Consider the following 23,675-nt stretch of genomic DNA (forward strand, 5'->3'; position numbering starts at 1 on the left):
GATGCTCTTGTCGGTAGAAACCCGCCGGCATAGCGGCGGGTCTGGATGAGGTCAGGCCTGAGTCAGATAACGCTGCGCCACCGCCGACTGGCGAATCTGCCCCAACAGCCCCTGACGCGCCGCTTGCAAGGCATCCCAGCGCTCGCCTTCGTGCAGCGGCGGGATGGTCACGACTTCGCGACGGTCGAAGCCGACCAGCGCGGCGTCGACCATGTCGCCGACTTCCATGATGTCGGTGAGGGTGTTGATGTCGATACCGGCGCGGTCCCAGATTTCCGTGCGGGTGGCCGCAGGCAATACGGCTTGCACGTACACGCCTTGTGGCGACAGTTCCAGGCTCAGGCCCTGGGAGAGGAAAAGTACGAACGCCTTGGTCGCGCCATACACCGACATGCCGAACTCCGGCGCCAGGCCCACCACCGAGCCGATGTTGATGATCGCGCCGTCGCCGGCCTTGGCCAGACGCGGGGCGATGGCACTGGCCAAACGCACCAACGCCGTGGTGTTCAGCGCGACCAGTTGCGCCACGCTGTCGGTGCTCTGCTCGATGAAGGTACCGGACTGCGCCGCGCCGGCATTGTTGACGAGGATACCGATGCGCGCGTCGTCACGCAGACGCGCCTCGACGGTTTGCAGGTCGCTCAGTTGCGTGAGGTCGGCCTGTAGCACTTCGACATTGACGTTGTGTTCAGCGCGCAAACCGGCAGCAAGGGTGTCCAGGCGCGACTGGTCACGGGCGACCAGCACCAGATCGTGCCCGCGTTGGGCGAAACGTGCGGCGTAGACGGCGCCGATGCCGGTGGAGGCGCCAGTGATCAGAACAGTAGGGCGAGTAGTCATGGTGTGGGCTCTTTTGTCAGTTGAAGACTGATTGCGGACCTTTAGGATGATGATCGAAATCTAACCTGTCAACGGTTTTGATTATGGCCAACATCTATGTATCATCGGCCGATGAATTTTCAGCGCTGGAGGTATTCAACATGCGCGTATCCAAGGCTCAGGCTCAGGCCAATCGCGAGCACATTGTCGAAACCGCTTCAGTGATGTTCCGCGAACGCGGTTATGACGGGGTCGGCGTGGCTGACCTGATGGCGGCCGCCGGTTTTACTCACGGCGGTTTCTACAAACACTTCGGCTCCAAGGCCGACCTGATGGCCGAAGCGTCGGCCAACAGCCTGGCGCAGTCCACGGCCGCCGCCGAAAGCATGAGCGTGCAGGATTTCATCGACGTGTACGTGTCGCGCGAGCATCGTGACGGCCGTTCCACCGGTTGCACCATGGCAGCGTTGTGCGGCGATGCGGCGCGGCAGTCCGGGGACGTGAAAGCGGCGTTCGCTGAAGGCATCGAGCGCACGTTGCAGACGCTCGGCGAGAGATACCCGACGGCAGCGGATGCACCGCAAGGTGAGGGCAGGACCCGGATGATCGACCTGCTGGCCCGCGCCGTCGGGGCGATCATGCTGTCGCGCGCCTGCCCGGATGACTCGGCGCTGGCCGATGAGATTCTGGCGGTGTGTCACGCTTCGATGACTGAGTCGCTGCCCGCGATCGAAACTGCGGAACAAGACACGCAGGACAGCTGAAGCGATCAGTGCTGGCGGTGCAGGGCCTTATCGAGTGCCGCCAGCAAAACCTCTTCTTCGAAGGGTTTGCACAGGCATTCAAACGCCTGGTAATGCCCGGACTCAGCCAGCGCCGCCTCGTCCCAATGGGCGGACATGCAGATCACCGGAAACTGTCGCGGCAGTTGGCGCATCACGTCGATGCCGGACAGGCCGGGCATGCGCAGATCCAGCAGCAGGCAGGCGATTTCGGCGAAGTCGGCTTCGGCGAGAAACGCTTCGCCACTGGCATAAACCTGCGCGCGATAACCGACCGAACGCAGCAGATTCGACAGGCTTTTGCGCACCGACGCGTCGTCATCGACGATGCAGACAATCGTCGGTGGGGTGTTCTCGATCGCCGTCGGGCGACCCGCCGGGCCGCTCACGACAGGCTCGATGGGCCAGGCGAAGGCGCAGCGCTGATCAGTCCGTAGAGTTCGACGAGGTTGACCAGCGAGCGGGTCTGCATCTTCGCCATGATGTGTTTGCGATGAACCTTGGCGGTCACTTCACTGGTGCCCAACTGGTTGGCGATCTGCTTGTTCGACAGGCCACCGACAATCAGCGGCAGCACCTCGCGCTCACGCGGTGTCAGCTGCGCCGCCAATTGCCGCACGTGCTGAACCCGTTGCCATTGATTGAACGCCGTCGCGGCGTGTTGACGGGTGCTGCGCAGAATGCCGAGCAGTTCATCGTCATCGAATGGCTTGGTCAGGAACTCCACCGCGCCGGCCTTCATCGCCTGCACCGACATCGGAATCGTGCCGTGGCCGGTCATGAAGATCACCGGCCACGGCAAGCCGCGCTCGTTCAGCGCTGCCTGCAATTGCAGGCCTGTGGTTTCGGGCAGGCTGACGTCGAGCAACAGGCACGCCGGGCCGCTGGCGATGTCGGCCTCGAGCAGTTCTTCGGCGGACTGGAAAATCCGGTGCTCGATGCCTTCGGCGCGCAACAAGCGGCTCAATGCGCTGCGCACGCAGGCCTCATCGTCAACGATGAACACCGGCACCGATTGCGTATCGACCAACGGCGGCTGCGCCACCATCGGCGCCGAGGCCAGGGCGTTGAACACGGGCAGTTTGGGTTCGCGGTCTTTCAATAATCGGTAACCTCGACGGGCAACTGTCTGGATGATTTCTTTTTCCCCGAGCAGTTTGCGCAGCGAGGAAATCTGCACTTGCAGATTGTTCTCTTCGACGACGATGTCCGGCCACACCTGATTGATCAGCTCGTCCTTGCTGACGATGCGCCCATCGGCCTGCATCAGTACCGAAAGTATTTCGAACGCCCGCCCGCCCATGCGCAAGGGCCGGCCATCGAGAAAGGCTTCGCGCCGTTCCAAAGAAATCGTGGCTTGGCCGAGTCGGATCATGCGGGCCTCTGCGTTGCGGTGAGAAGGACAGGGCGCGGGCGCCGGGTTATCAGGTTCGTACGCTAGGGGACGGCCTGGCATAAAGCAATTATCCCGAGGGATAAGACGTGCGCTTCTATAGCGCAGGAAACAGCAGCGCAAGGCTCTGGACGGCCATCTTGAGGCTGCAGACGGACATCAGCGCAGCGGCTGGCCCTCTGGCAAAAAAACGCTGGGTATACTTCGCCACCAGCCTGAATCCCATTTCCAGCGGTGAATGCGTATGCCCGGCCAGCCATCCTCCTCTGCAATTTCCCGCGCGGCCGATGCGCCGATGCTCGATGAAGCATGGCTGGAGAACTGTCGGTTCAGTCTGCTGCGCCGTGACCATGAACTGACCTGGTTCAGCCTTGAAGACGGCCGCTCGGGCCAGAGCTGGTTCGCCGTGCGTGCGCCGATCCAGCGCCCGGCGCTGTGCCAGCGGCTGGAGCGCGATTTCCATTTGCAGTTGCCTTCGCAGTGGGCGCTCAACCCGCTCGCGCTGATTCGCTCGGCGGACGGGCCGGTGTTGGTCTACCCGCAATGGGGCGCGCCGCTGGCTGGACTGATCGACGCCGCCGGCTTACCACTCGGACGGGTGTTGAATATCGCCGTCGCCGCCGCGAATGCGCTGGTCCACTCTCGCCATCCGGAAACAGCGCAAAACCCTGTGGGAGCGAGCCTGCTCGCGAAAGCGTCATTCCAGCCGACATCACCCCTGACTGACCCACCGCTTTCGCGAGCAGGCTCGCTCCCACAGGGTTGTTTATTGCCTTGGCATCTGCTGGTCAATGCCGACGACAGCGTCAGGCTGATGGGCTTTCTCACCCACGCGCAGGAAACGCCGGCGACCAAACTGCCGAGCCTGGAACACTGGCCTTATCTGGCGCCGGAACAGCTGCAGCGCGACGGCGTCGATTTCGATGAGCGCAGCGACGTCTATGCGCTGTCGGCAATCATCTACGAGGCGCTGACCGGGCGCCCGCCGCTGATCGCTCGCGACGCCTCGCAATGGTTGCATGTGCACGCCGCCGTCCAGCCTGTGTCGCCAGCGCAATACCAACCCGACCTGCCGCAAGGCATTTGTCATGTGCTGCTCAAGGGCCTGGCCAAGGAGCCGGACGCGCGCTATCAAAGCATCGAATCGCTGGCCGCCGATCTGACTTGGTGCCTGCGCCAATGGCAAAAAAAAGGCCAGATCGAAGCGTTCCGCCTCGGTGCTTTCGATGCTCGCGCAACGGCCACGCGCGGCGATGTGCTGTTTGGTCGTGAAGACGAACGTCAGCAACTGCTTGAACAGATCCGGCGCGTGCGCAGCGACGGCATCGCTCGGGTGCTGCTGGTTGCCGGCGCACCGGGAGCGGGGAAGTCGACGCTGATCCAGCAAGTCCTGCGTAGCCAGGCACCCGGTTATTGGGCCAGCGGCAAGATCGAACTGCTGAACAATGACCGGCCTTTCGCGCCGCTGGCGCAGATTTTTCAGTCTCTGATCAGCCAAGTGTTGACCAAGCCCACGCTGGCCTTGCAGGCCTTGGCCGAGCAACTGCGCGAAACCCTCAAGGGCCGTGGCCGCTTGCTGCTGGACCTGGCGCCGGAAGCCGAACTGCTGATTGGCGCCACCGCCGAACTGCCGAACATGCCGGCGCGCCACGCCCTCGACCGGGTCAATCGGGCGCTGCTCGATGTGCTCGAAGTCTTCGCGCAACCGGGGCATCCGCTGCTGCTGTTTATCGACGACTTGCAGTGGGCTGACGACTCGACGCAGGCGTTTCTCAAAGCCTTTATCGCCCGACCGACGCGGCATCTGCTGCTGGTTCTGGCGTATCGCGAGGGCGAGTTGACGGAGCATCCGGGCGGCTGGCTCGATGAGATGCGCAGAGCACCCGCGCTGCCAGTCAGTGACCTTCGACTAGGGCCGCTGTCGGTGCAGGCCGTTGCGCAGCTGATGGCGGTCGAACTCGATGCTGACGTCGACAACCTCGAGGCGCTGGCCCGCGTCGTGCATTTCAAAACAGCCGGCAATCCGTTGTTCGTCAGCCAGGTGGCGCGCGCGCTGGTGGACGAGCGTCTGCTGCGTTTCGACGCGACGACGCGGCGCTGGGTGTGGGATCAGGCCGAAGTGAACGGCTATCGCTACGCCGACAACGTGGCCGAATTGATGGTGCAACGCTTGCAGCGTCTGCCGGCCAGTGCCCGTGAAGTGTTGCGCACCGCGGGTTACGTCGGTGGCCGCTGTGACGAAACGCTGTTGGGCGATTTGCTGGGGGACGATCCGGCGCAATTGCTGCGTGACGTGGATTATCTGGTCAGCGCCGGATTTCTCCTGCGCGAGCCGGGCCAACTGGTGTTTCCCCACGATCGAGTGTTGGAAGCCGCTGCTGCGCTGACCGCACCGGCCGGGCGTTCGGCTGAGCATGCGCGCATCGCGGCCGCCATGCTCGATCAAAGCGGCGAGCAGCGGCAGGCGCGGGTCTTCGACATCGCCAGTCAGATTCAGCGCAGCGCCGGCAATGCGCTGCAAGCGCCTCGACGCGCTGAGTTCATCCAGTTATTGCTCGAAGCTGCCGAGCGCGCCCGCGATAGCGCCGCTGTCGAGCAGGCCGTGGATTATCTGCGCAGCGCCGAGGTATTACTCGGCGACAACGGCTGGACGCAGCTCTACCCGCAAGCCTTCGCGGCGCGCTGGCTGGCAGCCGACTGCGCGATGTTGCTGGCGGATCTGCCCGGCGCGCAACAGCGTCTCGACGATTGCCTGGAACACGCTGCCACCGTGCTGGACCGGGCGAAAACCTACCGCCTGCGCGCCAGCCTGCGCACCTTGCATTCCGATTACCACGGCGCGATCGGCGAAGCGCTGGCCGGTCTTGCGTTGCTCGACATCGACCTGCAGCGACACCCATCGAAGGCGCAACTGGGCGAAGCGTTTAAGCGGGTTCGGCAATTGGTCGGTGCGCGACGGATCGCTGAGTTGACGGCGTTGCCCAAAGCCAATGAGCCGCGAATCGAAATGGCCATGGAACTGCTGAGCACGCTGATCGCCTCGTTCTTCGTGCAGGACGACATTGCTTTTCTGCACTTGGCGAAGATGGTCGAACTGACTTTGCTCCATGGCACCACGCCGAGCAGCGGCTACGGTTTCGCCTGGTACGGCGTGATGATCGCCGACCGTTATGGCGAGTATCTGGACGGTGTTGCTTTCGCCGAACTGGCGCTTGATCTGACTGATCTGCACGGCTATGAGGCGGGGCGCACCGGCACGCTGGTGGCGCTGGATCAGGTCAGCGCGTGGACCCGGCCGATGGCTTACGCGCGGCAGAAGGCTTTCGCCGCGTTTGAGTGCGGTCAGGCCGGCGGCGATCTGGGCATGTCGTGTTACGCCTGCAACCATATCGGCTCCGATCTGCTGTTCATGGGCGAGCCGCTGCCAAACGTGTTGAACGAGCTGGACGTCGGCCTGAGTTGGGTGCGGCAGTTTCACTACATCGACATCGAGCGCATTCTGCTGGCGCAACAGGCGTTTGCCAGCGATTTGCGCAATGGGCCTGAGCCTCGTTCGATCGCAATGCTGGATGCTTTGGAACATGACCGCTTCGGCCCGCTGCATCGCGACCGCGTTTCACAGCCGACGCTGTTGTGGATGTGGTTGTATTCGGGCATGTCGGCGTTCTATTTCGGCGAAGTGCGTTACGCGTTGCGCCGTTTCGAAGACGCCGAGGCGTTGACCTGGTCGCTGCCGGCGCACATTGATCTGGCGCATTACTACCTGTTCTACAGCTTGGCACTGGCCAGTCCCGAGGCGCCGGGCTCTGTTGCCGAAAAACTGCAGAAACTGGAGCAGCAACGGCAGCGTTTTCTGCCATGGGTCGAGCTCAATCCTTCGACCTTCAGCAACAAACTGCTGCTGATCGAAGGCGCGATGGCCCGCGTGCGCGGCGAAGGGCTGGCCGCCATTCGCTGCTTCGACCAAGCGCAAATCGCGGCGGCCGCTGCCGGATTTATCCATGAGCAAGCACTGGCACATGAACAACTGGCCGAGGTCTGCCTGGCCAACGGCCTGGTCTCCGGCACGCATCATCACCTGCGTGTTGCGCGCGACTGCTATGTGCTGTGGGGCGCTGAAGCCAAGGCGCGCCAGCTCGAAGCGCAGCATCCATTTCTGGCGCACGAGCATTCTCTGGAAGCGGGAACGCCGGTGACGCGGGGGCGCCTTGACCTGGAAGTCGGCATTGAAGCGGCACGCGCAGTCTCGCAAGAGGTGTTGCTTGATCGGCTGGTGGAGACCTTGATGAATCACTTGATGATTCAGGCCGGTGCCGATCGCGGCGCGCTGCTGTTGGTCGCCGAGGGTGAGTTGCAATTGGCCGCTGCCGCGCATGTCGAGGCGGGCAACGTGCGGGTCAGTCAGGACAACGATCGCTCGCTGGAGCAGATCGCGCCGGTTTCAGTGCTCAATTCGACCATGCGCACGCGCACGCCGCTGGTGCTTGACGATGCCCGCGCCGACTGCCCGCAAGCCTACAGCGCTGATCTGCAGCAACGGCAGACGCGCTCGCTGATGTGCCTGCCGTTGCTCAAGCAGGGCGCGCTGATCGGTCTGGTGTATCTGGAAAACAGCCTGGTACCGAAGCTGTTCAGCGCCGAACGCCTGACCATGCTGGAAATCCTCGCCTCGCAGGCAGCGGTGTCGCTGCAGACCGCGCGGCTCTACGCGCAACTGGTCGAGGACAACCGCTTGCGCGCGCAGATGGAAGCCGATTTGCGCAGCTCGCGGGCGGAACTGGCGCGCAACTCGCACCTGAAAATGATGGGCGAACTGTCGGCCTCGATCGCCCACGAAATCAGCCAGCCGCTGCTGGGCATTTCATCGAACGCCTCGGCCAGTCTGCGCTGGCTCAAGCGCGACACGCCTGATCTCAACGAGGCTATTCAGGGACTGGAAGACATCCGCTCCGACAGCGCCCGTGCCACCGAGATCGTCCAGGCTTTGCGCGCCCTGGCCAGGCAGGCGCCGTTGCAACGATTGCCGGTGTCGATTGACGCGTTGATCGGTGAGGTCGTGCAACTGACGGCCAGCGATGTGCACAATCGCGGGGTGAGCTTGCACACGCAACTCAACGCTGCTGACCCGGTACTGGGGGATCGGGTGCAGGTTCAGCAGGTGATCTACAACCTGATCGTCAACGCGCTGGAAGCGATGGGTGGGCAGGGCGTGACTGACGGGCGCCTGGTGATTGAGTCGACGCTGTCCGATGGGCAGGTCTGCGTGGCTTTTCAAGACAACGGGCCGGGGATCGCCGAGCATCAGCGTGAAGAAATTTTCGATGCGTTCTTCACCACCAAGGGCAGCGGCATGGGCATGGGCCTGGCGATTTGCCGAACGGTGATTGGCGCCCATGGCGGGACGTTGCGCGTGGAAGACAGCGAAGAGGGCGCGCGGATCTGCTTCAGACTGCCGCTGGCGCCGGACGCCAGGATCAAAAGCCCCTCACCCTAACCCTCTCCCGGAGGGAGAGGGGACTGACCGAGGTGTTTGGGGGAGATACGCCGACGTGCAATACCGAGTTGAATTCAGGTTTGGCAAAAACAAAAGCCCCTCACCCTAACCCTCTCCCGGAGGGAGAGGGGACTGACCGGGGTGTTTGGGGGAGATACGCCGACGTGAAAGTCCGAGTTGAACTCAGGATTGGAAAAGCACACAAATCTGCTCCCTCTCCTCGGGGAGAGGGCTGGGGTGAGGGGTGAATTCACCGCCACTCCAATGCCGAACGGCGGTGCGCCGTTAAAAAAAAAGCCGCGAAAAATCGCGGCCAAAAGGGAGGAGTGAACAAAACCCTTTGAAGTCCCACTCAGGGCCGCAGTTCCGTCAACCGCTGGGCCATCGTCGAATTCAGCAACCCATCGCTGAGCCGCCAGACATCCGCATCCACCAGCGCCACCCGCGCTCCGCACATCAGTTGGCGCCAGACCTTCGGCGGCATCCCCACCATGCGCCCGAACGTGCGGGTGAAGTGCGAGTGATCGGAAAATCCGCATTCATAAACAATCTCGGTAATCGCCATCGAGGTCAGCAACAGCCCTTTGGCTTTGTCGATCTTCATCTTCAGCATCCATTCCTGAGGCGAGCAGCCGGTGACGATCTTGAACGCCCGGGAAAAGTGGCTGCGTGAAAGATTGCAATGTTCGGCAATCTCGCTGACGCGCAGGCTGCGGCTCAGATCGTGCAGCATGTAGGCCTTGGCGCGGCGTTCCTGCCAGCCGGACAGTGCGCCCAGTGGGCGAGCCGAGTGGCAGGAAGGGTCTGACTTCACCGATTGCGGGTTCATGGCGGCTCTCCTGATCGATGGGCAAAGTCTGGCCGCAGGCTTTATTTAAAGTCCTTAAACAAACCTTAAAAGTTATGAAGCCCAAGCCTCAGGCGTGAAACGGATAATCGACGTAACCACGCTGATCGCCGCCGAAGAAGCTGCTCGGATCCGGCGTGTTCAGTTCAAGCCCGTCGTGCAGCCGACGCGGCAGGTCCGGGTTGGCCAAAAATGGCCGGCCAAAGGCGATGATGTCGGCGCGATCGGCGTTCAGCGCCTGTTCGGCAGATTCAGCGTCATAACCGCCGGCGAGGATCAGCACGCCGTTCCAGGTCTGGCGCAACTGGGCGATGATCGCGTCCCAGCGCGGGTCGAAGTTTTCGTCCTTGACCGTGCCGACCATGGCCGGCTCGACCAGGTGCAGGTAGGCCAGATTCCACTGGTTGAGCGCCGCGACCAGATAACCGAAGGTCGCTTCAGGCGTGTCATCGCCCATGCCCATGAAGCGGCCCATTGGCGTCAGACGCACGCCGACGCGCTCGGCGCCGACTTCATCAGCGACGGCGGCGACCACTTCGAGCAGAAACCGCGCACGGTTTTCCACACTGCCGCCATAGGCGTCATCACGCTGGTTGCTGTTGCTGTTGAGGAACTGATCGAGCAGATAACCGTTGCCGGCATGGATCTCCACGCCGTCCATGCCAGCGTTCAACGCGTTGCGCGCAGCGCGGCGGTAGTCTTCGACGATGTCGGCGATTTCCGCTGTTTCGAGGGCGCGCGGCACCGGCACATCGCCCCACACGCCGTTGCCTTGTTCATCGACGATAAAGGTCTTGCCCGGCACAGGCAGGGCGCTCGGCGCCACCGGCAAACCGGCGTCCGGCTGGAAGCTGGGATGCGAGACCCGGCCGACGTGCCACAGCTGCATGAAGATCAGACCGTTGGCCGCGTGCACCGCCGTGCTGACTTCGCGCCAGGCGTGGACTTGCGCATCGGTGTAGATCCCCGGCGTCCACGCATAGCCCTGGCCTTGCTGAGAAATCTGCGTGGCTTCGGTGATGATCAGCGCAGCACTGGCGCGTTGGCGGTAGTACTCGGCGTTCATTGCGGTCGGCACGTCGCCCGGCTGGCCAGCGCGCGAGCGGGTCAGGGGCGCCATCGCCACGCGATGAGCAAGGGTGTAAGGGCCGAGTGCGATGGGTTGAAACAGGCGACGGGTCATGGGTAGCTCCGGATGTCGATGAGTAGGGTTCAAGTGCGGCAGCCAGGTGCCGCGCGGTGTGCAGGTAACTTAACCGGGGGTGGCGGGGCTGATAATCCGTGGCCGGCGCTACGCAGCTTTGCGCGCAACGCAACGGCACCCGCGCTCATCGCTGATGAGCGCGGGCGTGGCTCAGGCGGGTTGGCTCGAGCGAGTCAGCGGCAGATTCAGCCAGCGCCGGCCGGTGGCATTGCTGACCGCGTTGCCGAGCGCAGCAGCCATTGGCCCTTGGACGATTTCGGCAGCACCGAGGAAGGGTTCGCCCGGTTGATCGAGCAGGTGCACGTCGACTTTTTTCGGCAATTGCGTGAAACGCAGAATTGGATAACCGCTCCAGTCATAGCTGCGAATGCCGCCGGCGTCGTAGGCGACTTTTTCGTAGAGCGTCCAGCTGGCCGACTGGACGATGCCGCCCTCGACCTGATTGCGCAGGCCATCGGGGCTGACAATCTGGCCGACGTCGACCGCCGTGACCACATGATCGACGCGAATCTCGCCGGTCTGCGGATGCACCCGCAATTTCACCGCGAGGGCGCAGTAACCCATGATGTTTTTGTAGCGGGCGAAGGCAAAACCAATCCCCGCGCCGGGCTCGTTGCTCTTGTGTGGCCAGCCGATTTCGTCACGCACGCGCTCGATCACAGCCCGGGCACGCGGGTCGCGCAGATGGGCCAGACGCAACGCCAGCGGATCGAGCCCGGCCTTGATCGCCAACTCATCAATACCTGCCTCGATCGCGAAGATGTTGATGTGCGCACCCAGCGAGCGCATGGCCGAAGTGCGGAACGGCATAGTGGTGACGAAGTTCATGTTGATTCGCGTCGCGCCCAGCTCGTACAGCGGCACCGCGTTGCGATCGCCATCACCTTCGGGCTGGGCGATCGGCACCGAAGGCGCCGAGGTGAAGGGTTTCGCCAACAGGCGTGCCGGCAGCAGGCGACCTGCGTTGACGATGCGTTCGTTGTGCGGCGTGGTCCACAGCTCGTAGTTCCAGTCCTGCAAACGGCCCTGACTGAGGCCGGCATCGACTTCGGTGACCATCGCCGAGCTGTATGGCTCCCAGAGATTTTCCTGCTCGCGCATCCATTGCACACGCACCGGCGTGCCCGGCAGGCGCATGGCGATCAGCGCGGCATCGGCGGCGGCATCATCGGCGCCGTTGTGGCCGTAGCAACCCGAGCCTTCGGTGTGAATGCAGCGCACGCGCTCCGGCGGCAGACGCAGCATTTCGGCGATACCGGCACGCAGCGGATAGACGCCCTGAGTGTGGGTCCACACCGTGAGCACGCCGTCGTTGAACCAGGCCACCGCACAGGACGGGCCGATCGAGCCGTGCATCAAATATTGCTTGGTCACCCGCGCCTTGAAGCGCGTTTCGGTCGCGCCGCCGGGAATGCCGTTGTTGCTGATTGGATAGCGCTTGGAGGGCAATTGCTTGAGCAAATCATGAATCCCGGCGGCTTCGGGAATCGCCTCGCCGCCACTCCACTTGGCACTTTCCATGCCGGCGCGCATGGCCTTGATCGCTTGCCACTCATCATGGGCGACCACGGCCAGATAGTTGCCGTCGCGAATCACTTTGACCACGCCGTTCAACGCCTCGATGGACGCAGCATCGAACGGCTGAAGCGTGCAGCCGGGACGCGGCGGGCGGATGACACGCGCGTGCAGCATGCCCGGCAGGCGCATGTCCTGGACGAATGCCGCGCCGCCGCTGACCTTGGCCGGAATGTCCAGGCGCGGCAGGTTGTGGCCGATCAGTTTGAAATCGGCCGCAGCCATCGCCGGTGATTGCGCCTTGGCGTACTGGTGCACGTCGACATGCTTGACCGCGTCGGCATATGCCATGCGCTGACCAGTCGGCCCTTCGATGATGCCGTCGCGAGTGCTCAGTTGCGCAGCATCGACTTGCCAGTTGCGCGCGGCGGCCTCGACGAGCATTTCCCGCACCTGGGCGGCAGCGTTGTACAGCGCGGTGCCGCTGTCGAAAATACTGTGGCTGCCGGCGGTGTAGCCTTCGTTGGGCGTCAGTGCGGTGTCGGCGGTGAGCAAGTTGATTGCGCTGGCCGGCACCTGCAAACGCTCGGCAGCAATTTGCAGCAACGCGGTTTTCACCCCGGTGCCCAGTTCGACCTTGCCGGTGTACACGGTGATGCCGTCGGCGCCGATGCGAATCCACGCGTCGAGGTATGGGTTGGTGCGCAGGCTGCCGGGCAGGTCGGGGGCCAGCACCACAGTGCCGAGGGTGTCGACTTCGGTATCGGCCAAGGCACGCCGCGCTACCGGCATCAGGGTGAAGGCCATGAGCAGCGCGCCGCCACGCAGGAAGGCCCGGCGGCTGGGGTTCAAGCCGTTTGCTTCGCTCATGTCAGGCTCCCGTTGTGCCCGGCCACCTGTTTGATCGCCTCGATGATGCGCAAGTGCGTGCCGCAGCGGCACAGATTGCCGGCCATGTGTTCGCGGATGGTTTGTTCGTCCGGGTGCGGATCGCGTTCGAGCAACGCCTGCGCGCGCATCAGCATGCCGGCGATGCAGTAACCGCATTGCGCGGCCTGCTTGTCGATGAACGCCGCTTGCAACGGGCCGGGTTTCTCTGCGCTGCCGAGGCTTTCCACGGTGCGGATCTTTTTTCCTTCAAGGCCAGCGCAAGGTGTCAGGCAGGCGAACACTGGCTGGTCGTCGACGATCACCGTGCACGCGCCGCACTGGCCCAGGCCGCAGCCGTACTTGGCGCCGTTGAGGTTCAAGTGATTGCGCAGCGCATACAGCAGCGGCATGTCCGGTTCCAGCTCCAGCGCTTGGGCGGCTCCATTGACGGTGAGAGTGATCTGGCTCATTTCGTCTCCTGACGTAACGCTTCAATAGTGGAAGAAAGGTCGGTCCATGGCTGCTCGGGTCTGGCTTGCTCGCGCAAATACGCCGCCAGTGCGCCGAGCTGGGCGTTATCGAGGCTGGCGGCGAACGGCGGCATCACCGGGCCGGGCGCGCCGGGAATGGCGGGCACGCCTTCAAGCACGGTCTTGAGAAAGTTGCGCGGGCTGGCCGCTTGCAGCGCCGAAGTGCTTTGCAGGCCTGGGCGGCCGTCGATTTCGCGCATCGGCGCGGCGGGTGCGTGACATCCGGCGCAGGCGCTGCTGAAGAGCAGGGCGCCGGTTGTGTGATCCGCTGGAATACCTGGCTGCTTTTGCGCGGTGGTTTCGCTCACCGCGTGCGGGTTTTGCAGGCTCAGCAGGTAGTCGGCAATCGCCTCGGCTTCGCTGGCCGGCAAGCGCGCCAGACTCAGGCTGACCGGGCGCATCGGGCCGGCGGGTGTGCCGTGGCCATCGACCACATCGGCGCGCAGATAGCCGACCAATTGCTCGCGATTCCATGGATTGGCGCGTTGGCCGAGGCCGACCAGTGCCGGCGCTTCCCAGCCATCGACGCTGCCGCCCTGAAGGTCTTGCGAGGATTTCTCCGCGCCAATCAGGTTCAGCGGCGAATGGCAGCCGGCGCAGTGGCCCGGGCCGTCGACCAGATAGCGTCCGCGATTCCATGCCGCGTTGTGTTCGGCCAGCGGCGTGAGCGGCTCGCCATGCAGAAACAGCAGATTCCAGAACGACACCAGCGGGCGGATGTTCATCGGGAAGTTCATCTGGTTCTGCCGCGCCGGGGCGTGTACGGCGGGGCCGCTCATCAGGTAGGCATAGGCGTCGGCGATGTCTTCGGAGCTCATGCGCCGGTAGTGCACGTAAGGAAACGCCGGGTAGAGAAAGTGGCCGTCGCGGGCAATGCCTTCACGCATCGCCCGTTCGAAGGCCGGCAGTGACCATTCGCCGATGCCGGTCTGCGCATCCGGGGTGATGTTGGTGCTGTACAGCGTGCCGAACGGCGTCACCAGCGGCAGCCCGCCAGCCAGGTATTCGCCGCCGGGGCGGGTATGGCACACCGCGCAGTCGCCGGCCTCGACCACCCGTGCGCCGCGTTGCAACTGCGCAGTATCGAATGACGTCGGCCGTTTGATTGGCGCGATCGCCGGGCGCCACATCAGCGCGACGGCGACGATCAGACCGAGCACCGCGAGCACGCCGACGCTGATCCACAGGGTTCTGGATTTGAGCAAATGGCTGTTCATGGTCGGCAGAAAAACGCGGCGGACAGTGGCAGGACGAGTGCAGTGCGGGTCATGGAAACGCTCCTTGTAGCAGCCGGGGAAGGGCGCCGATGCGGACGTCAGCGCCAGGGCCAAAGCGTAGAGAAGACCCTTGCAGCGGAGAATCACCGGCCCGCGCAACAGCGCGTTGCGCCACAAGCAACGTTGCGCGCTACGCATCAGTGCGTTGCCAGTGGCACGGATTCTCGCGGCCGCCGGCTGGCCGTAGCCTTGGCACAAATTTCCCGAACTCAACGAGGTGTCACCATGCTTACGGGCAACCCTGCCGTTGCGGCCCCGGCCGAACAGCCTGCTTCACTCTCCGGCCTGATGGTCGCGTTTCTGGCCTTCTGCTGCGGCGCGGTCGTCGCCAACCTGTATTACGCGCAGCCCATCGTCGAACTGATCGCGCCGCAGATCGGCCTGTCCAGCGCCAATGCCAGCCTGATCGTCTCGCTGACGCAGTTCGGTTACGCGCTGGGCTTGTTGCTGCTGGTGCCGCTGGCCGACCTGATGGAGAACCGTCGTCTGGTAGTCGGTTTCACCCTCGCTGCCAGTGTCACGCTGCTGTGTGCTGGCCTGACTCATTCGCCGTCGCTGTTTCTGCTGCTCTCTTTGCTGATCGGCCTGACCTCGGTGGCGGTGCAGATTCTCGTGCCGTTGGCCGCGCATTTGGCGCCGGAAGCCAGCCGGGGACGCGTGGTCGGCAACATCATGAGCGGCCTTTTGTTGGGGATTCTGCTGTCGCGGCCGCTGTCGAGCCTGTTGGTCGAGGTGTTCGGCTGGCGCGGGGTGTTTTACAGCGCGGCGGCACTGATGGCGGTGATCGCGTTGATCACCGCTGTGGCATTGCCGCGCCGGGTGCCGACGCACAAAGCCACCTATGTCGCGTTGATCGGTTCGGTGTTTGCCTTGGCCCGACGCTTTCCTGTGTTGCGCCAGCGTTCGCTGTATCAGGGTTTGCTGTTCGCCAGTTTCAGCCTGTTCTGGACTCTCGCGCCAATTGAGCTGATGCGTCACCACGGTTTCAGCCAGGCGCAGGTGGCGATCTTTGCTCTGGTCGGCGCGGTGGGTGCGATTGCCGCGCCGATTGCCGGGCGTCTGGCCGATGCCGGGCACGGTCGTCGCGGTACCTTGGTGGCGTTGCTGCTGGCGCCGCTGTCGCTGTTGATCGCCGCGTTGCCGGGCAGTGGTTACGTGTGGCTGGTGGTCTGTGCGGTGCTGCTGGATTTTGCCGTGCAGCTGAACATGGTCCTCGGCCAGCGTGAGGTCTACGTTCTCGACCCGCACAGCCGTGCACGCCTGAATGCGGTGTACATGACCAGCATTTTCGTTGGCGGCGCCCTCGGCTCACTGGTCGCCAGCCCGCTGTACGAACACTTCGGCTGGAACCTCTCGGCCGTTGCCGTGGCGGTGTTGCCGGCGCTGGCGCTGGCGTTGTTCCTCGGGCGCAAGGCTGAGCACAGCTGAATCATGTAGGAGTGAGCCTGCTCGCGATGGCGGAGTGTCAGTCGATAAATGGCTGCCTGGCCGAATGCATTCGCGAGCAGGCTCGCTCCCACAGGGGGCGGTGTGATTTCCCGATTTTTTCAGGAGCAGATGAACATGCAATTTGCAGAGAGCGCCCTGAAGCACGACGATACAAGACGTGTGGCGAGCACTGATGCACAATCAGTGGCGTTCCCTCACCACCGGATCCCGCTTATGGACAAGTTGCTGGCCTTGAAGATGTTTGTTGAAACCGTGCGCTGCGGGGGCTATTCCTCGGCGGCGCGCAAGCTTGGGATTTCGACGTCTTCGGTGACACGGCAAGTGGCGGGGCTGGAAAACGAGTTGGGCGCCAGCCTGCTCAATCGCACCACGCGCAACACCAGCGTGACCGTCGCCGGTCAAACCTATTTCGAGAAAGCCGTGGCGATTCTCGATGCCATCGACGAAGCCGATGCGGTGGTCGCCGATCGTGGCAGTGATGCCCAGGGTCGCTTGCGCATCAGCGTGCCGGTGGAGTTTGGCCGGCGGCTGATCGCGCCGCACCTGAGCCGCTTGCTCGAACGTCATCCGGGGCTGGAGATCAGTCTGTCGCTGAGCGATCAGGTCAGCGATCTGCTCAGCGAGCAGATCGACGTTTCAGTGCGGCTCGGCTCGACGGTGGTCAGCGAGGATATCGTCAGCAAACGCGTCGGCCACTTTCAACGTTGGATTGTCGCCAGCCCGGATTATCTGGCGCGCAGCGGCGTGCTGGAGCATCCGCGGGATCTGCTCGAGCACCAATGCCTGCGCTTCGACTACGGCGGCAGCCATCACCACTGGACCTTTCAGGGCGACGAAGAGCCGATTCAGCTCAACGTCCAGGGTCGCCTGCAAAGCAACAATGCCGACATCCTGCGCGAAGCGGCGATTGGCGGTGGCGGGGTGGCGCTGCTGGCCGACTGGCTGGTGCGCGACGACGTCGCCGCCGGACGCCTGACGCGCTTGCTTGAACACTATGAAGTCAACCCCGGCAGCGCCAGCAGTTGCATCAACGCGCTATACCTGCCCAACCACCGTGGATCGAGCCGGATCAACGTGTTCATCGATTTTCTCGTGGAAATCCTCAAACCCGCTGCTTAGCACTGCACACTCTGTTGCTGCAGCCGCTGCACACTGCTTGTATGCTTGCGCCCCGGGACACGTGGCCGCCGTGAGTGCCGACGTTCGAATGATGGCTGGAATGGATACCGGACTTCCTTAAGGTACTGACGTGAAGCGTGATACTCGCCTTGTAATGCTCCTGCTGCTGGTGATCGGCTGTTCCCTGACTTCGCTGACGATCTGGAAAGTCTGGTCTTCGCGCGAGCGTGCGCTGGCGGAAGTCGACGTGCATGGCCTGAACCTGACCCAGGCGCTCAACACCTACACCGAAGGCATCGTCCGGCAAAGCTCGCTGCTCTTGCTCGGGCTGGTGGAACGTCTGGAAACCGAGGGCAACGGCCCGGCGCAGATTCAGCGCATCCAGAGCCTGATCGACCGCCAGCAGCCGCTGATGCCACAGCTCAGCGGCATCATCATCTATGACCGGAACGGGCATTGGCTGATGTCCTCCAACCGGCCGATTCCGGAGGGCGCCAACAGTAGCGACCGCGCCTATTTCATTCACCACCGTGACAGCCCGAGCCGCGAGCCGTTCATTGGCCCGCCGATCCAGAGCCGTGCCAATCACGAATGGGTGGTGACTATCAGTCGGCGCTTCAACGACGATGGCGGGCAGTTCGCTGGCGTGGTAGCGGTGACGCTGGGGGTGGAGAACTTCCTGCGCGTGTTCGGCAAACTCGACGTTGGCCAGGATGGCGCGATCGGTCTGTCTTACACCGATGGCACGCTGCTGGTGCGCTACCCGTTTCGCGAGCAGGACATGGGCCGCAACTTCTCCAAATCGCCGATCTACGCCAAATACCTCGTCGACCGTTCGGTCGGCACTGCCTCCTACACCTCCAGCCTCGACGGTGTCGAGCGGCTGTACGCATTCCGTAAAAGCGAAACGCTGCCGCTGATCACCACCGTGGCCCTGGGCAAGGACGAAGCGCTGGCGGCGTGGCGTATTGAAGCGGCGTTGTCGGCGGTGGTGGTGATCGGACTGTTGGGGCTGACCGGATTGATCGGCTGGTTCCTGATCCTTGATATCCGCCGCCGCACTGAGGCTGAAGAGGCGTTGCGCGATGCCCAACAGCAGTTGCTTGCGTCCAATCGGCAGCTGGAATTGCTGGCGCTGAAGGACGCGCTGACCGGCCTGGCCAACCGCCGCTGTTTCGATGAAACCCTGACGGTGGAAGCGCGGCGCGCGCAGCGTGACGGCACCTCGCTGGCCTTGCTGATGATCGATATCGACCACTTCAAATTGTTCAACGATGCCTTGGGCCACGTCGCCGGCGACGCCTGCCTGCAAGCGGTCAGCAAGATTCTTGAAGGCTGCGTGCGACGCCCCTCGGATCTGGTCGCGCGCTACGGTGGCGAGGAAATGGCGGTGATCATGCCGGCCACCGACAGCGCCGGGGCGACCGTGGTGGCGCAACTGATGCTCGAGCGTTTGCAGCAAGCGAACATCGCCCACCCGGGCAGTCCGTTTGCTCGGATTACGGTGAGTATCGGCATGGCGGTGGGGACGGGCGCGCAGCTGGATTCGCTGCCGGCGTTGATCCAGACCGCCGATCAGGCGCTGTACCGCGCCAAAGCGGCGGGGCGCAACGGGATGGCCGGGCAGGCCTGAGGCGCACTAGAAAGCTTCGCCGTTATCCAGTTTCGCCAACAGCATTTGTCCGCGTTGCCACAGTGCATCCTGCTTGGCCAGCGGCATGCGGTCGAGGTTCTTGTACATCATGCCCATGCGCTGATTGCCGCGCAGGATATCGCCGTGGCGCATGAGGAAATGCCAGTACAGCGCGTTGAACGGGCAGGCATCGTCCGCGCTGCTTTCCTTGACCTTGTAGGCGCAGTCGCCGCAGTAATCCGACATCCGATTGATGTACTGGCCGCTGGCGCAGTAAGGCTTGGAGCCGAGATAACCGCCGTCGGCATGCATGACCATGCCAAGGGTATTGGGTAGTTCGACCCAGTCGAAGGCGTCCATGTAGATCGCCAGATACCACTCACAGATTTCCTTCGGCGCAATCCCGGCGAGCAAGGCAAAGTTGCCGGTGACCATCAGCCGCTGGATGTGGTGGGCATAGGCATGTTGCAGGCTTTGACCGATGGCCTGGCGCATGCAGTTCATCTGTGTCTGCCCGGTCCAGTAAAACTCCGGCAGCGGACGCGAGTTGCCAAACACGTTGCCCTCGGCGTAGTCCGGCATCTTCAGCCAGTACACGCCGCGCACGTATTCACGCCAGCCGATCAGTTGCCGAATGAAGCCTTCGGCAGCGTTGAGGCCAATGCTCCCCGACCAGTACGCGGCCTCGACATCGCTGCACAGCTGGCGCAAATCGAGCAGGCCGATGTTCAGCGCGGCACTGATCCGCGCGTGAAACAGGAACGGCTCGTCGCTGGCCATGGCGTCCTGGTAGTCACCGAAGCCGGCCAGCGCATAGTCGAGAAAGTATTGCCACAAGGCTTGGGCGTCGGCGTTGGTCACCGGGTAATTGAAGTCGTCCAGCGTGCCGTAATGGCTGGCGAAGCGCTCGCCGACCAACGCCAGCACCTCTTGGGTGATTGCATCATTGGCGAAACGTGCCGGGTAGGGCGGTTTGGCGTGTTTGGGCAGGGCCTTGCGATTCTCCGCATCGAAATTCCACGCACCGCCGACCGGCGTGCCGTCGCCATTGAGTAGCAGCCGACTCTTGCGCCGCATCTCGCGGTAGAAAAACTCCATGCGCAGCTGCTTCTTGCCGCTGGCCCAATTGGAGAACTCTTCGCGGGAGCAGAGGAAACGGCGGTCTGAATGCCAGTGCACGGGCAAGCCCGAATCTTTGATTGACTGCTCAAGGCGCCAGTCGCCGCATTCGGTGATATGAATCTCTTCGGCGCCGGTGAGGGTTTGCCAGCGCTGTAGTTCGCCGGGAATTGAGCCGCTGTTGTCCGGGTCATCGAGGGTGACGTACTGGACGCGGTAGCCTTTATCGCGCAACGCCTCGGCAAAGTGGCGCATGGCGCTGAAGATCAGAGCGATTTTTTGCGGATGATGGGCGACGTGAGTCGCTTCCTCCATGACCTCGACCATCAGCAGCAGGTCGTGCTGGGGATCGAGTGGCTGCAGGGAGGCCAGGTCGAAAGAGAGCTGGTCGCCGAGGATCAGGAGCAAGCGGTGGGCAGGGGGCATGGAGCGAAATCCGGTGAGCGATTCGAACTCCAATAGTTATACAGTTTACTTGTCATGTATAGGTTTTAGCGGACACTGACATCCTATTGTGGGAGCGAGCCTGCTCGCGAAAGCGTCCTGTCAGTCAATACAAGTGCTGACTGACACACCGCCTTCGCGAGCAGGCTCGCTCCCACAGGGATTTGTGTTGTGTGCTTATGCGGGGTAGGTCGGATAGTCGATGTAGCCCTCGGCACCACCGCCATACACTGTCGCCGGATTCAACTGATTCAACGGCCAGTCATTGGCAATCCGCGCCGGCAGGTCCGGGTTGGCCATGAACGGTCGGCCAAACGCAACCAGATCGGCCAGCCCCGACTCAAGCAATTGCGCGCCGGTTTTGGCGGTGTAGCGACCGGCATAAATGATCGCGCCGCTGAAGGTGTCGCGTACGGCCTGGCGAAAGGTCTGCGGCATCGCTGGCGCGTTGTCCCAGTCGGCTTCGGCGATCGACAGGTAGGCGATGCCGACGTCTTCAAGAATCTTGATCGCGGCAATGTAAGTTGTGTGCGGATCTTCCTCGACCAGGCCCAGGTATGTCCGCGCTTCATCGGTGGTAGTGAACAACGGCGCGAAACGCACACCGACCTTGTCCTTGCCAATGCATTCGGCGACGCCGGCCACCACTTCGCGCAAGAAGCGCAAGCGATTGTCCAGTGAGCCGCCGTACTGGTCGGTGCGCAGGTTGCTGTGGGCGGAGATGAACTGGTTGACCAGATAACCGTTGGCGCAATGCAGTTCGATGCCGTCGAAACCCGCATCCATCGCGTTGCGCGCGGCCTGGATGTACAGCTGAATCAGTTCCTGCACTTCATCGGTGCTCAACGCGCGCGGCGCGGACGGCGGCACCAGTTCACCGACACCGGGCGCGGTTTCGATGAACACGCTGACGCGGTCCGTGGCGACCGCAGAGGCCGACACCGGCGCATCGCCGTTGGGCTGCAACGCCGTGTGCGAGACCCGACCGACATGCCAGAGCTGGGCGAAGATCACGCCATCCACGGCGTGCACCGCCTCGGTGACTTTGCGCCAACCGGCGATCTGCTCCGGCGTATGAATGCCCGGCGTCCACGCATAACCCTGACCGCGCGGTTCGATCTGCGTGCCTTCGGTGACCAGCAAACCGGCACCGGCGCGCTGCTGGTAATACTCGGCCATCAACTCGTTGGCGACATTGCCCGGCTGCGTGCTGCGCTGGCGGGTGAGAGGCGGCAGGACGATGCGGTTTTTCAGGGTGTGTGCGCCCAATTTGGCAGGCGTGAAGAAAGCGTTATTCATGGAGTAAGCCTTGAATCTGATTAGACCAGTCGACTAGTGACTGGGCAAAAAAACAACGCCGGGCGGTACGCACGCGGCGTTGATCGGGTTGGAGCGAGGGATTCAGCCGAGCATCTTCAACAGCTTTACGGCAACGGCGGCAGAGCTGGCCGGGTTCTGGCCGGTGACCAGTTGACCGTCAGCCACCACATGCACCTGCCAGTCGGCAACTTTCGAATAGCGCCCGCCAAGACGCTGGAACTCGTCTTCGATGAGGAACGGCACCACGTCAGTCAGGCCGACCGCCGCTTCTTCGGCATTGGTGAAGCCGGTGACATCACGGCCCTTGACGATTGGCTGGCCGTCAGCGCGGACCACATGACGCAACACACCCGGTGCGTGGCAGACAAAACCGTGAGGTTTGTTGGCGCGGTCGAAGGCTTCGATCAGTGCAATAGAGGCTTTGTCTTCGGCCAGATCCCACAACGGGCCGTGGCCACCTGGGTAGAACACTGCGTCGAAATCCTCAGCCTTCACGTCAGCCAAACGGCCAGTGGTGGCGAGTGCCTGTTGTGCGGCCGGATCGGCGCGGAAGCGATCGGTCTCGGCAGTCTGCGCGCTTGGCTCATCGCTTTTCGGATCGAGTGGCGGCTGGCCGCCGGCAGGCGATACCAGGGTGACGTCGGCGCCGGCGTCCTTGAAGGCAAAGTAGGGCGCGGCAAACTCTTCCAGCCAGAAACCGGTTTTCTTGCCAGTGTTGCCGAGTTGATCGTGGGAAGTCAGAACCATCAAGATTTTCATAGAGCACCCTTGGGTTGGTCTGGCATCGGCAGAAGGCGAGGGATTCGCTTGTTGTCGGTGCCGCATGAATTTGTGTGTCGGGGCGCAGCATAGTTTCCAATTAGACCAGTCGTCTAGTAATTTTTTCAGAAAATGTTTTTGCCCGTCGGTTATGGCAAACTCCCGGTCCTGAAAACTATACGACTGGTCTATTGTCTGGAATTTTGCGCACCATGAAGCCGACCTTTGACGACACCCGCCAACACTTGCTCGACACCGGCCACCGGATGATGGCCGAGAAGGGCTTCACCAGCGTCGGCCTCAACGAGATCCTGCAGACCGCCGGCGTGCCCAAGGGCTCGTTTTATCACTACTTCAAATCCAAAGAGTTGTACGGCCAGGCGCTGCTCGAGGATTACTTCGTCGACTACCTCGCCGACATGGAGCGCCGCCTGACATTGCCTGGGCTGACGGCCTTCGAGCGTTTGATGGATTACTGGCAGGGCTGGCAGAACCGCTGCACCCTCGAAGGCCACGGCGATGAATGCCTGGTGGTGAAACTCAGCGCCGAAGTCGCCGATCTCTCCGAATCAATGCGCCTGACCTTGCGCGACGGCGCCGAACGCATCGTCGCGCGCATCACTGAATGCATCGAACAAGGCCAGACCGACAAAAGCCTGCCCGAGGGCGATGCGCGCAAGTTGGCGGAGACGCTGTATCAGCTCTGGCTCGGCGCCAGCCTGCTGAACAAACTGCAGCGCACCGGACAGTCGCTGGAAACCTCGATGGCGATGACCCGGCAGTTGTTGCAAGTCTGAGCCTCGCTGCAGGCTCACTCCTACACTGTTTTGTGCTGAACCATCGGTCTTCATTCAATCCCCAATCCCTGTGGGAGCGGCATGTGCCAAATCCCGGCAACACGCAAAACCCAGTGTGGGAGCGAGCCTGCTCGCGAAGACGGCGGCACATTCAACATCTTCATTGCCTGACCCAATGCATTCGCGAGCAAGCTCGCTCCCACAGGTTTTCGCGGCGTGTGCCAAATCCCGGCGACACGCAAAATCCACTGTGGGAGCGAGCCTGCTCGCGAAGACGGCGGCACATTCAACATCTTCATTGCCT

Annotated in this window: 17 protein-coding genes and 1 pseudogene; 6 read left to right on the forward strand and 12 right to left on the reverse strand. The window is 62.8% G+C overall.

The features are described 5' to 3' along the window. Positions 1 to 51 precede the first annotated feature (51 nt). Positions 52 to 840 (reverse strand): SDR family oxidoreductase, encoded by a 789-nt coding sequence (locus tag D8U71_RS18470; protein WP_110645344.1) that lies wholly within the window; start codon positions 838 to 840, stop codon positions 52 to 54. A 140-nt stretch (positions 841 to 980) separates the two neighbouring features. On the opposite strand from D8U71_RS18470, the gene D8U71_RS18475 reads away from it, so the two are divergent. After that, on the forward strand, positions 981 to 1,583 hold the full coding sequence (locus D8U71_RS18475) for a TetR family transcriptional regulator (protein WP_122602717.1): 603 nt from the start codon (positions 981 to 983) through the stop codon (positions 1,581 to 1,583). Between the two features lie 5 nt (positions 1,584 to 1,588). On the opposite strand, the gene D8U71_RS18480 is transcribed toward D8U71_RS18475, so the two are convergent. Together D8U71_RS18480 and D8U71_RS18485 are read right to left on the reverse strand one after the other, a co-directional pair. Further along, positions 1,589 to 1,990, reverse strand: coding sequence for a response regulator (locus tag D8U71_RS18480; RefSeq protein WP_241664239.1), 402 nt, complete (start codon positions 1,988 to 1,990; stop codon positions 1,589 to 1,591). Continuing rightward, positions 1,987 to 2,976: a response regulator gene (locus D8U71_RS18485; RefSeq protein ID WP_130888376.1), complete on the reverse strand. Its 990-nt coding sequence runs from the start codon at positions 2,974 to 2,976 to the stop codon at positions 1,987 to 1,989. Before D8U71_RS18485 ends, D8U71_RS18480 begins: the two co-directional genes overlap by 4 nt. A 262-nt stretch (positions 2,977 to 3,238) precedes the next feature. Between D8U71_RS18485 and D8U71_RS18490 the strand changes: the two genes are divergently transcribed. Then, entirely contained in the window at positions 3,239 to 8,488 is a 5,250-nt protein-coding gene (locus D8U71_RS18490) for an AAA family ATPase (RefSeq protein WP_241664240.1), read from the forward strand. A gap of 352 nt (positions 8,489 to 8,840) precedes the next feature. Here the strand turns inward: D8U71_RS18490 and D8U71_RS18495 are convergent, their stop codons facing one another. The 5 genes from D8U71_RS18495 to D8U71_RS18515 all read right to left on the reverse strand — a co-directional run bounded on the left by D8U71_RS18495 (position 8,841) and on the right by D8U71_RS18515 (position 14,671). Beyond that, entirely contained in the window at positions 8,841 to 9,317 is a 477-nt protein-coding gene (locus tag D8U71_RS18495) for an AraC family transcriptional regulator (protein ID WP_130888377.1), read from the reverse strand. Between the two features lie 88 nt (positions 9,318 to 9,405). Then, positions 9,406 to 10,518, reverse strand: coding sequence for an alkene reductase (locus D8U71_RS18500; protein ID WP_130888378.1), 1,113 nt, complete (start codon positions 10,516 to 10,518; stop codon positions 9,406 to 9,408). A 171-nt stretch (positions 10,519 to 10,689) separates the two neighbouring features. Further along, positions 10,690 to 12,924: a molybdopterin cofactor-binding domain-containing protein gene (locus D8U71_RS18505; RefSeq protein ID WP_130888379.1), complete on the reverse strand. Its 2,235-nt coding sequence runs from the start codon at positions 12,922 to 12,924 to the stop codon at positions 10,690 to 10,692. Further along, the gene (locus tag D8U71_RS18510; RefSeq protein WP_125927088.1) at positions 12,921 to 13,394 is read right to left on the reverse strand and encodes a (2Fe-2S)-binding protein; all 474 of its coding nucleotides are present in this window, start codon (positions 13,392 to 13,394) and stop codon (positions 12,921 to 12,923) included. The genes D8U71_RS18505 and D8U71_RS18510 overlap by 4 nt, the downstream gene beginning before the upstream one ends. After that, positions 13,391 to 14,671 carry a c-type cytochrome gene (locus D8U71_RS18515; RefSeq protein WP_130888384.1) on the reverse strand — a complete coding sequence of 427 codons (1,281 nt, stop codon included), beginning with the start codon at positions 14,669 to 14,671 and terminating at the stop codon, positions 13,391 to 13,393. The genes D8U71_RS18510 and D8U71_RS18515 overlap by 4 nt, the downstream gene beginning before the upstream one ends. 285 nt (positions 14,672 to 14,956) lie before the next feature. Between D8U71_RS18515 and D8U71_RS18520 the strand changes: the two genes are divergently transcribed. The 3 genes from D8U71_RS18520 to D8U71_RS18530 all read left to right on the forward strand — a co-directional run bounded on the left by D8U71_RS18520 (position 14,957) and on the right by D8U71_RS18530 (position 18,932). Next, on the forward strand, positions 14,957 to 16,159 hold the full coding sequence (locus D8U71_RS18520; RefSeq protein ID WP_130888380.1) for an MFS transporter: 1,203 nt from the start codon (positions 14,957 to 14,959) through the stop codon (positions 16,157 to 16,159). A gap of 234 nt (positions 16,160 to 16,393) precedes the next feature. After that, positions 16,394 to 17,299, forward strand: a complete 906-nt coding sequence (locus D8U71_RS18525) for a LysR family transcriptional regulator (RefSeq protein WP_016774792.1) — start codon at positions 16,394 to 16,396, stop codon at positions 17,297 to 17,299. Between the two features lie 130 nt (positions 17,300 to 17,429). After that, positions 17,430 to 18,932: a sensor domain-containing diguanylate cyclase gene (locus D8U71_RS18530; protein ID WP_073476240.1), complete on the forward strand. Its 1,503-nt coding sequence runs from the start codon at positions 17,430 to 17,432 to the stop codon at positions 18,930 to 18,932. Positions 18,933 to 18,938: 6 nt separating this feature from the next. On the opposite strand, the gene D8U71_RS18535 is transcribed toward D8U71_RS18530, so the two are convergent. The 3 genes from D8U71_RS18535 to D8U71_RS18545 all read right to left on the reverse strand — a co-directional run bounded on the left by D8U71_RS18535 (position 18,939) and on the right by D8U71_RS18545 (position 22,574). Next, the gene (locus D8U71_RS18535) at positions 18,939 to 20,477 is read right to left on the reverse strand and encodes a cryptochrome/photolyase family protein (protein ID WP_130888381.1); all 1,539 of its coding nucleotides are present in this window, start codon (positions 20,475 to 20,477) and stop codon (positions 18,939 to 18,941) included. A gap of 195 nt (positions 20,478 to 20,672) precedes the next feature. Continuing rightward, positions 20,673 to 21,794, reverse strand: a complete 1,122-nt coding sequence (locus D8U71_RS18540; RefSeq protein ID WP_125927083.1) for an alkene reductase — start codon at positions 21,792 to 21,794, stop codon at positions 20,673 to 20,675. A 102-nt stretch (positions 21,795 to 21,896) separates the two neighbouring features. Next, positions 21,897 to 22,574 (reverse strand): type 1 glutamine amidotransferase domain-containing protein, encoded by a 678-nt coding sequence (locus D8U71_RS18545; RefSeq protein WP_130888382.1) that lies wholly within the window; start codon positions 22,572 to 22,574, stop codon positions 21,897 to 21,899. Between the two features lie 212 nt (positions 22,575 to 22,786). Between D8U71_RS18545 and D8U71_RS18550 the strand changes: the two genes are divergently transcribed. Beyond that, the gene (locus tag D8U71_RS18550; protein WP_016770670.1) at positions 22,787 to 23,371 is read left to right on the forward strand and encodes a TetR/AcrR family transcriptional regulator; all 585 of its coding nucleotides are present in this window, start codon (positions 22,787 to 22,789) and stop codon (positions 23,369 to 23,371) included. A 50-nt stretch (positions 23,372 to 23,421) separates the two neighbouring features. On the opposite strand, the pseudogene D8U71_RS28495 reads toward D8U71_RS18550, so the two are convergent. Continuing rightward, a pseudogene (locus D8U71_RS28495) lies at positions 23,422 to 23,675 on the reverse strand (hypothetical protein); the annotation flags it as partial.

Origin of the sequence: Pseudomonas sp. Sample_21 (genome assembly GCF_004307525.1) — a bacterium.
Lineage (GTDB): Bacteria > Pseudomonadota > Gammaproteobacteria > Pseudomonadales > Pseudomonadaceae > Aquipseudomonas > Aquipseudomonas atacamensis.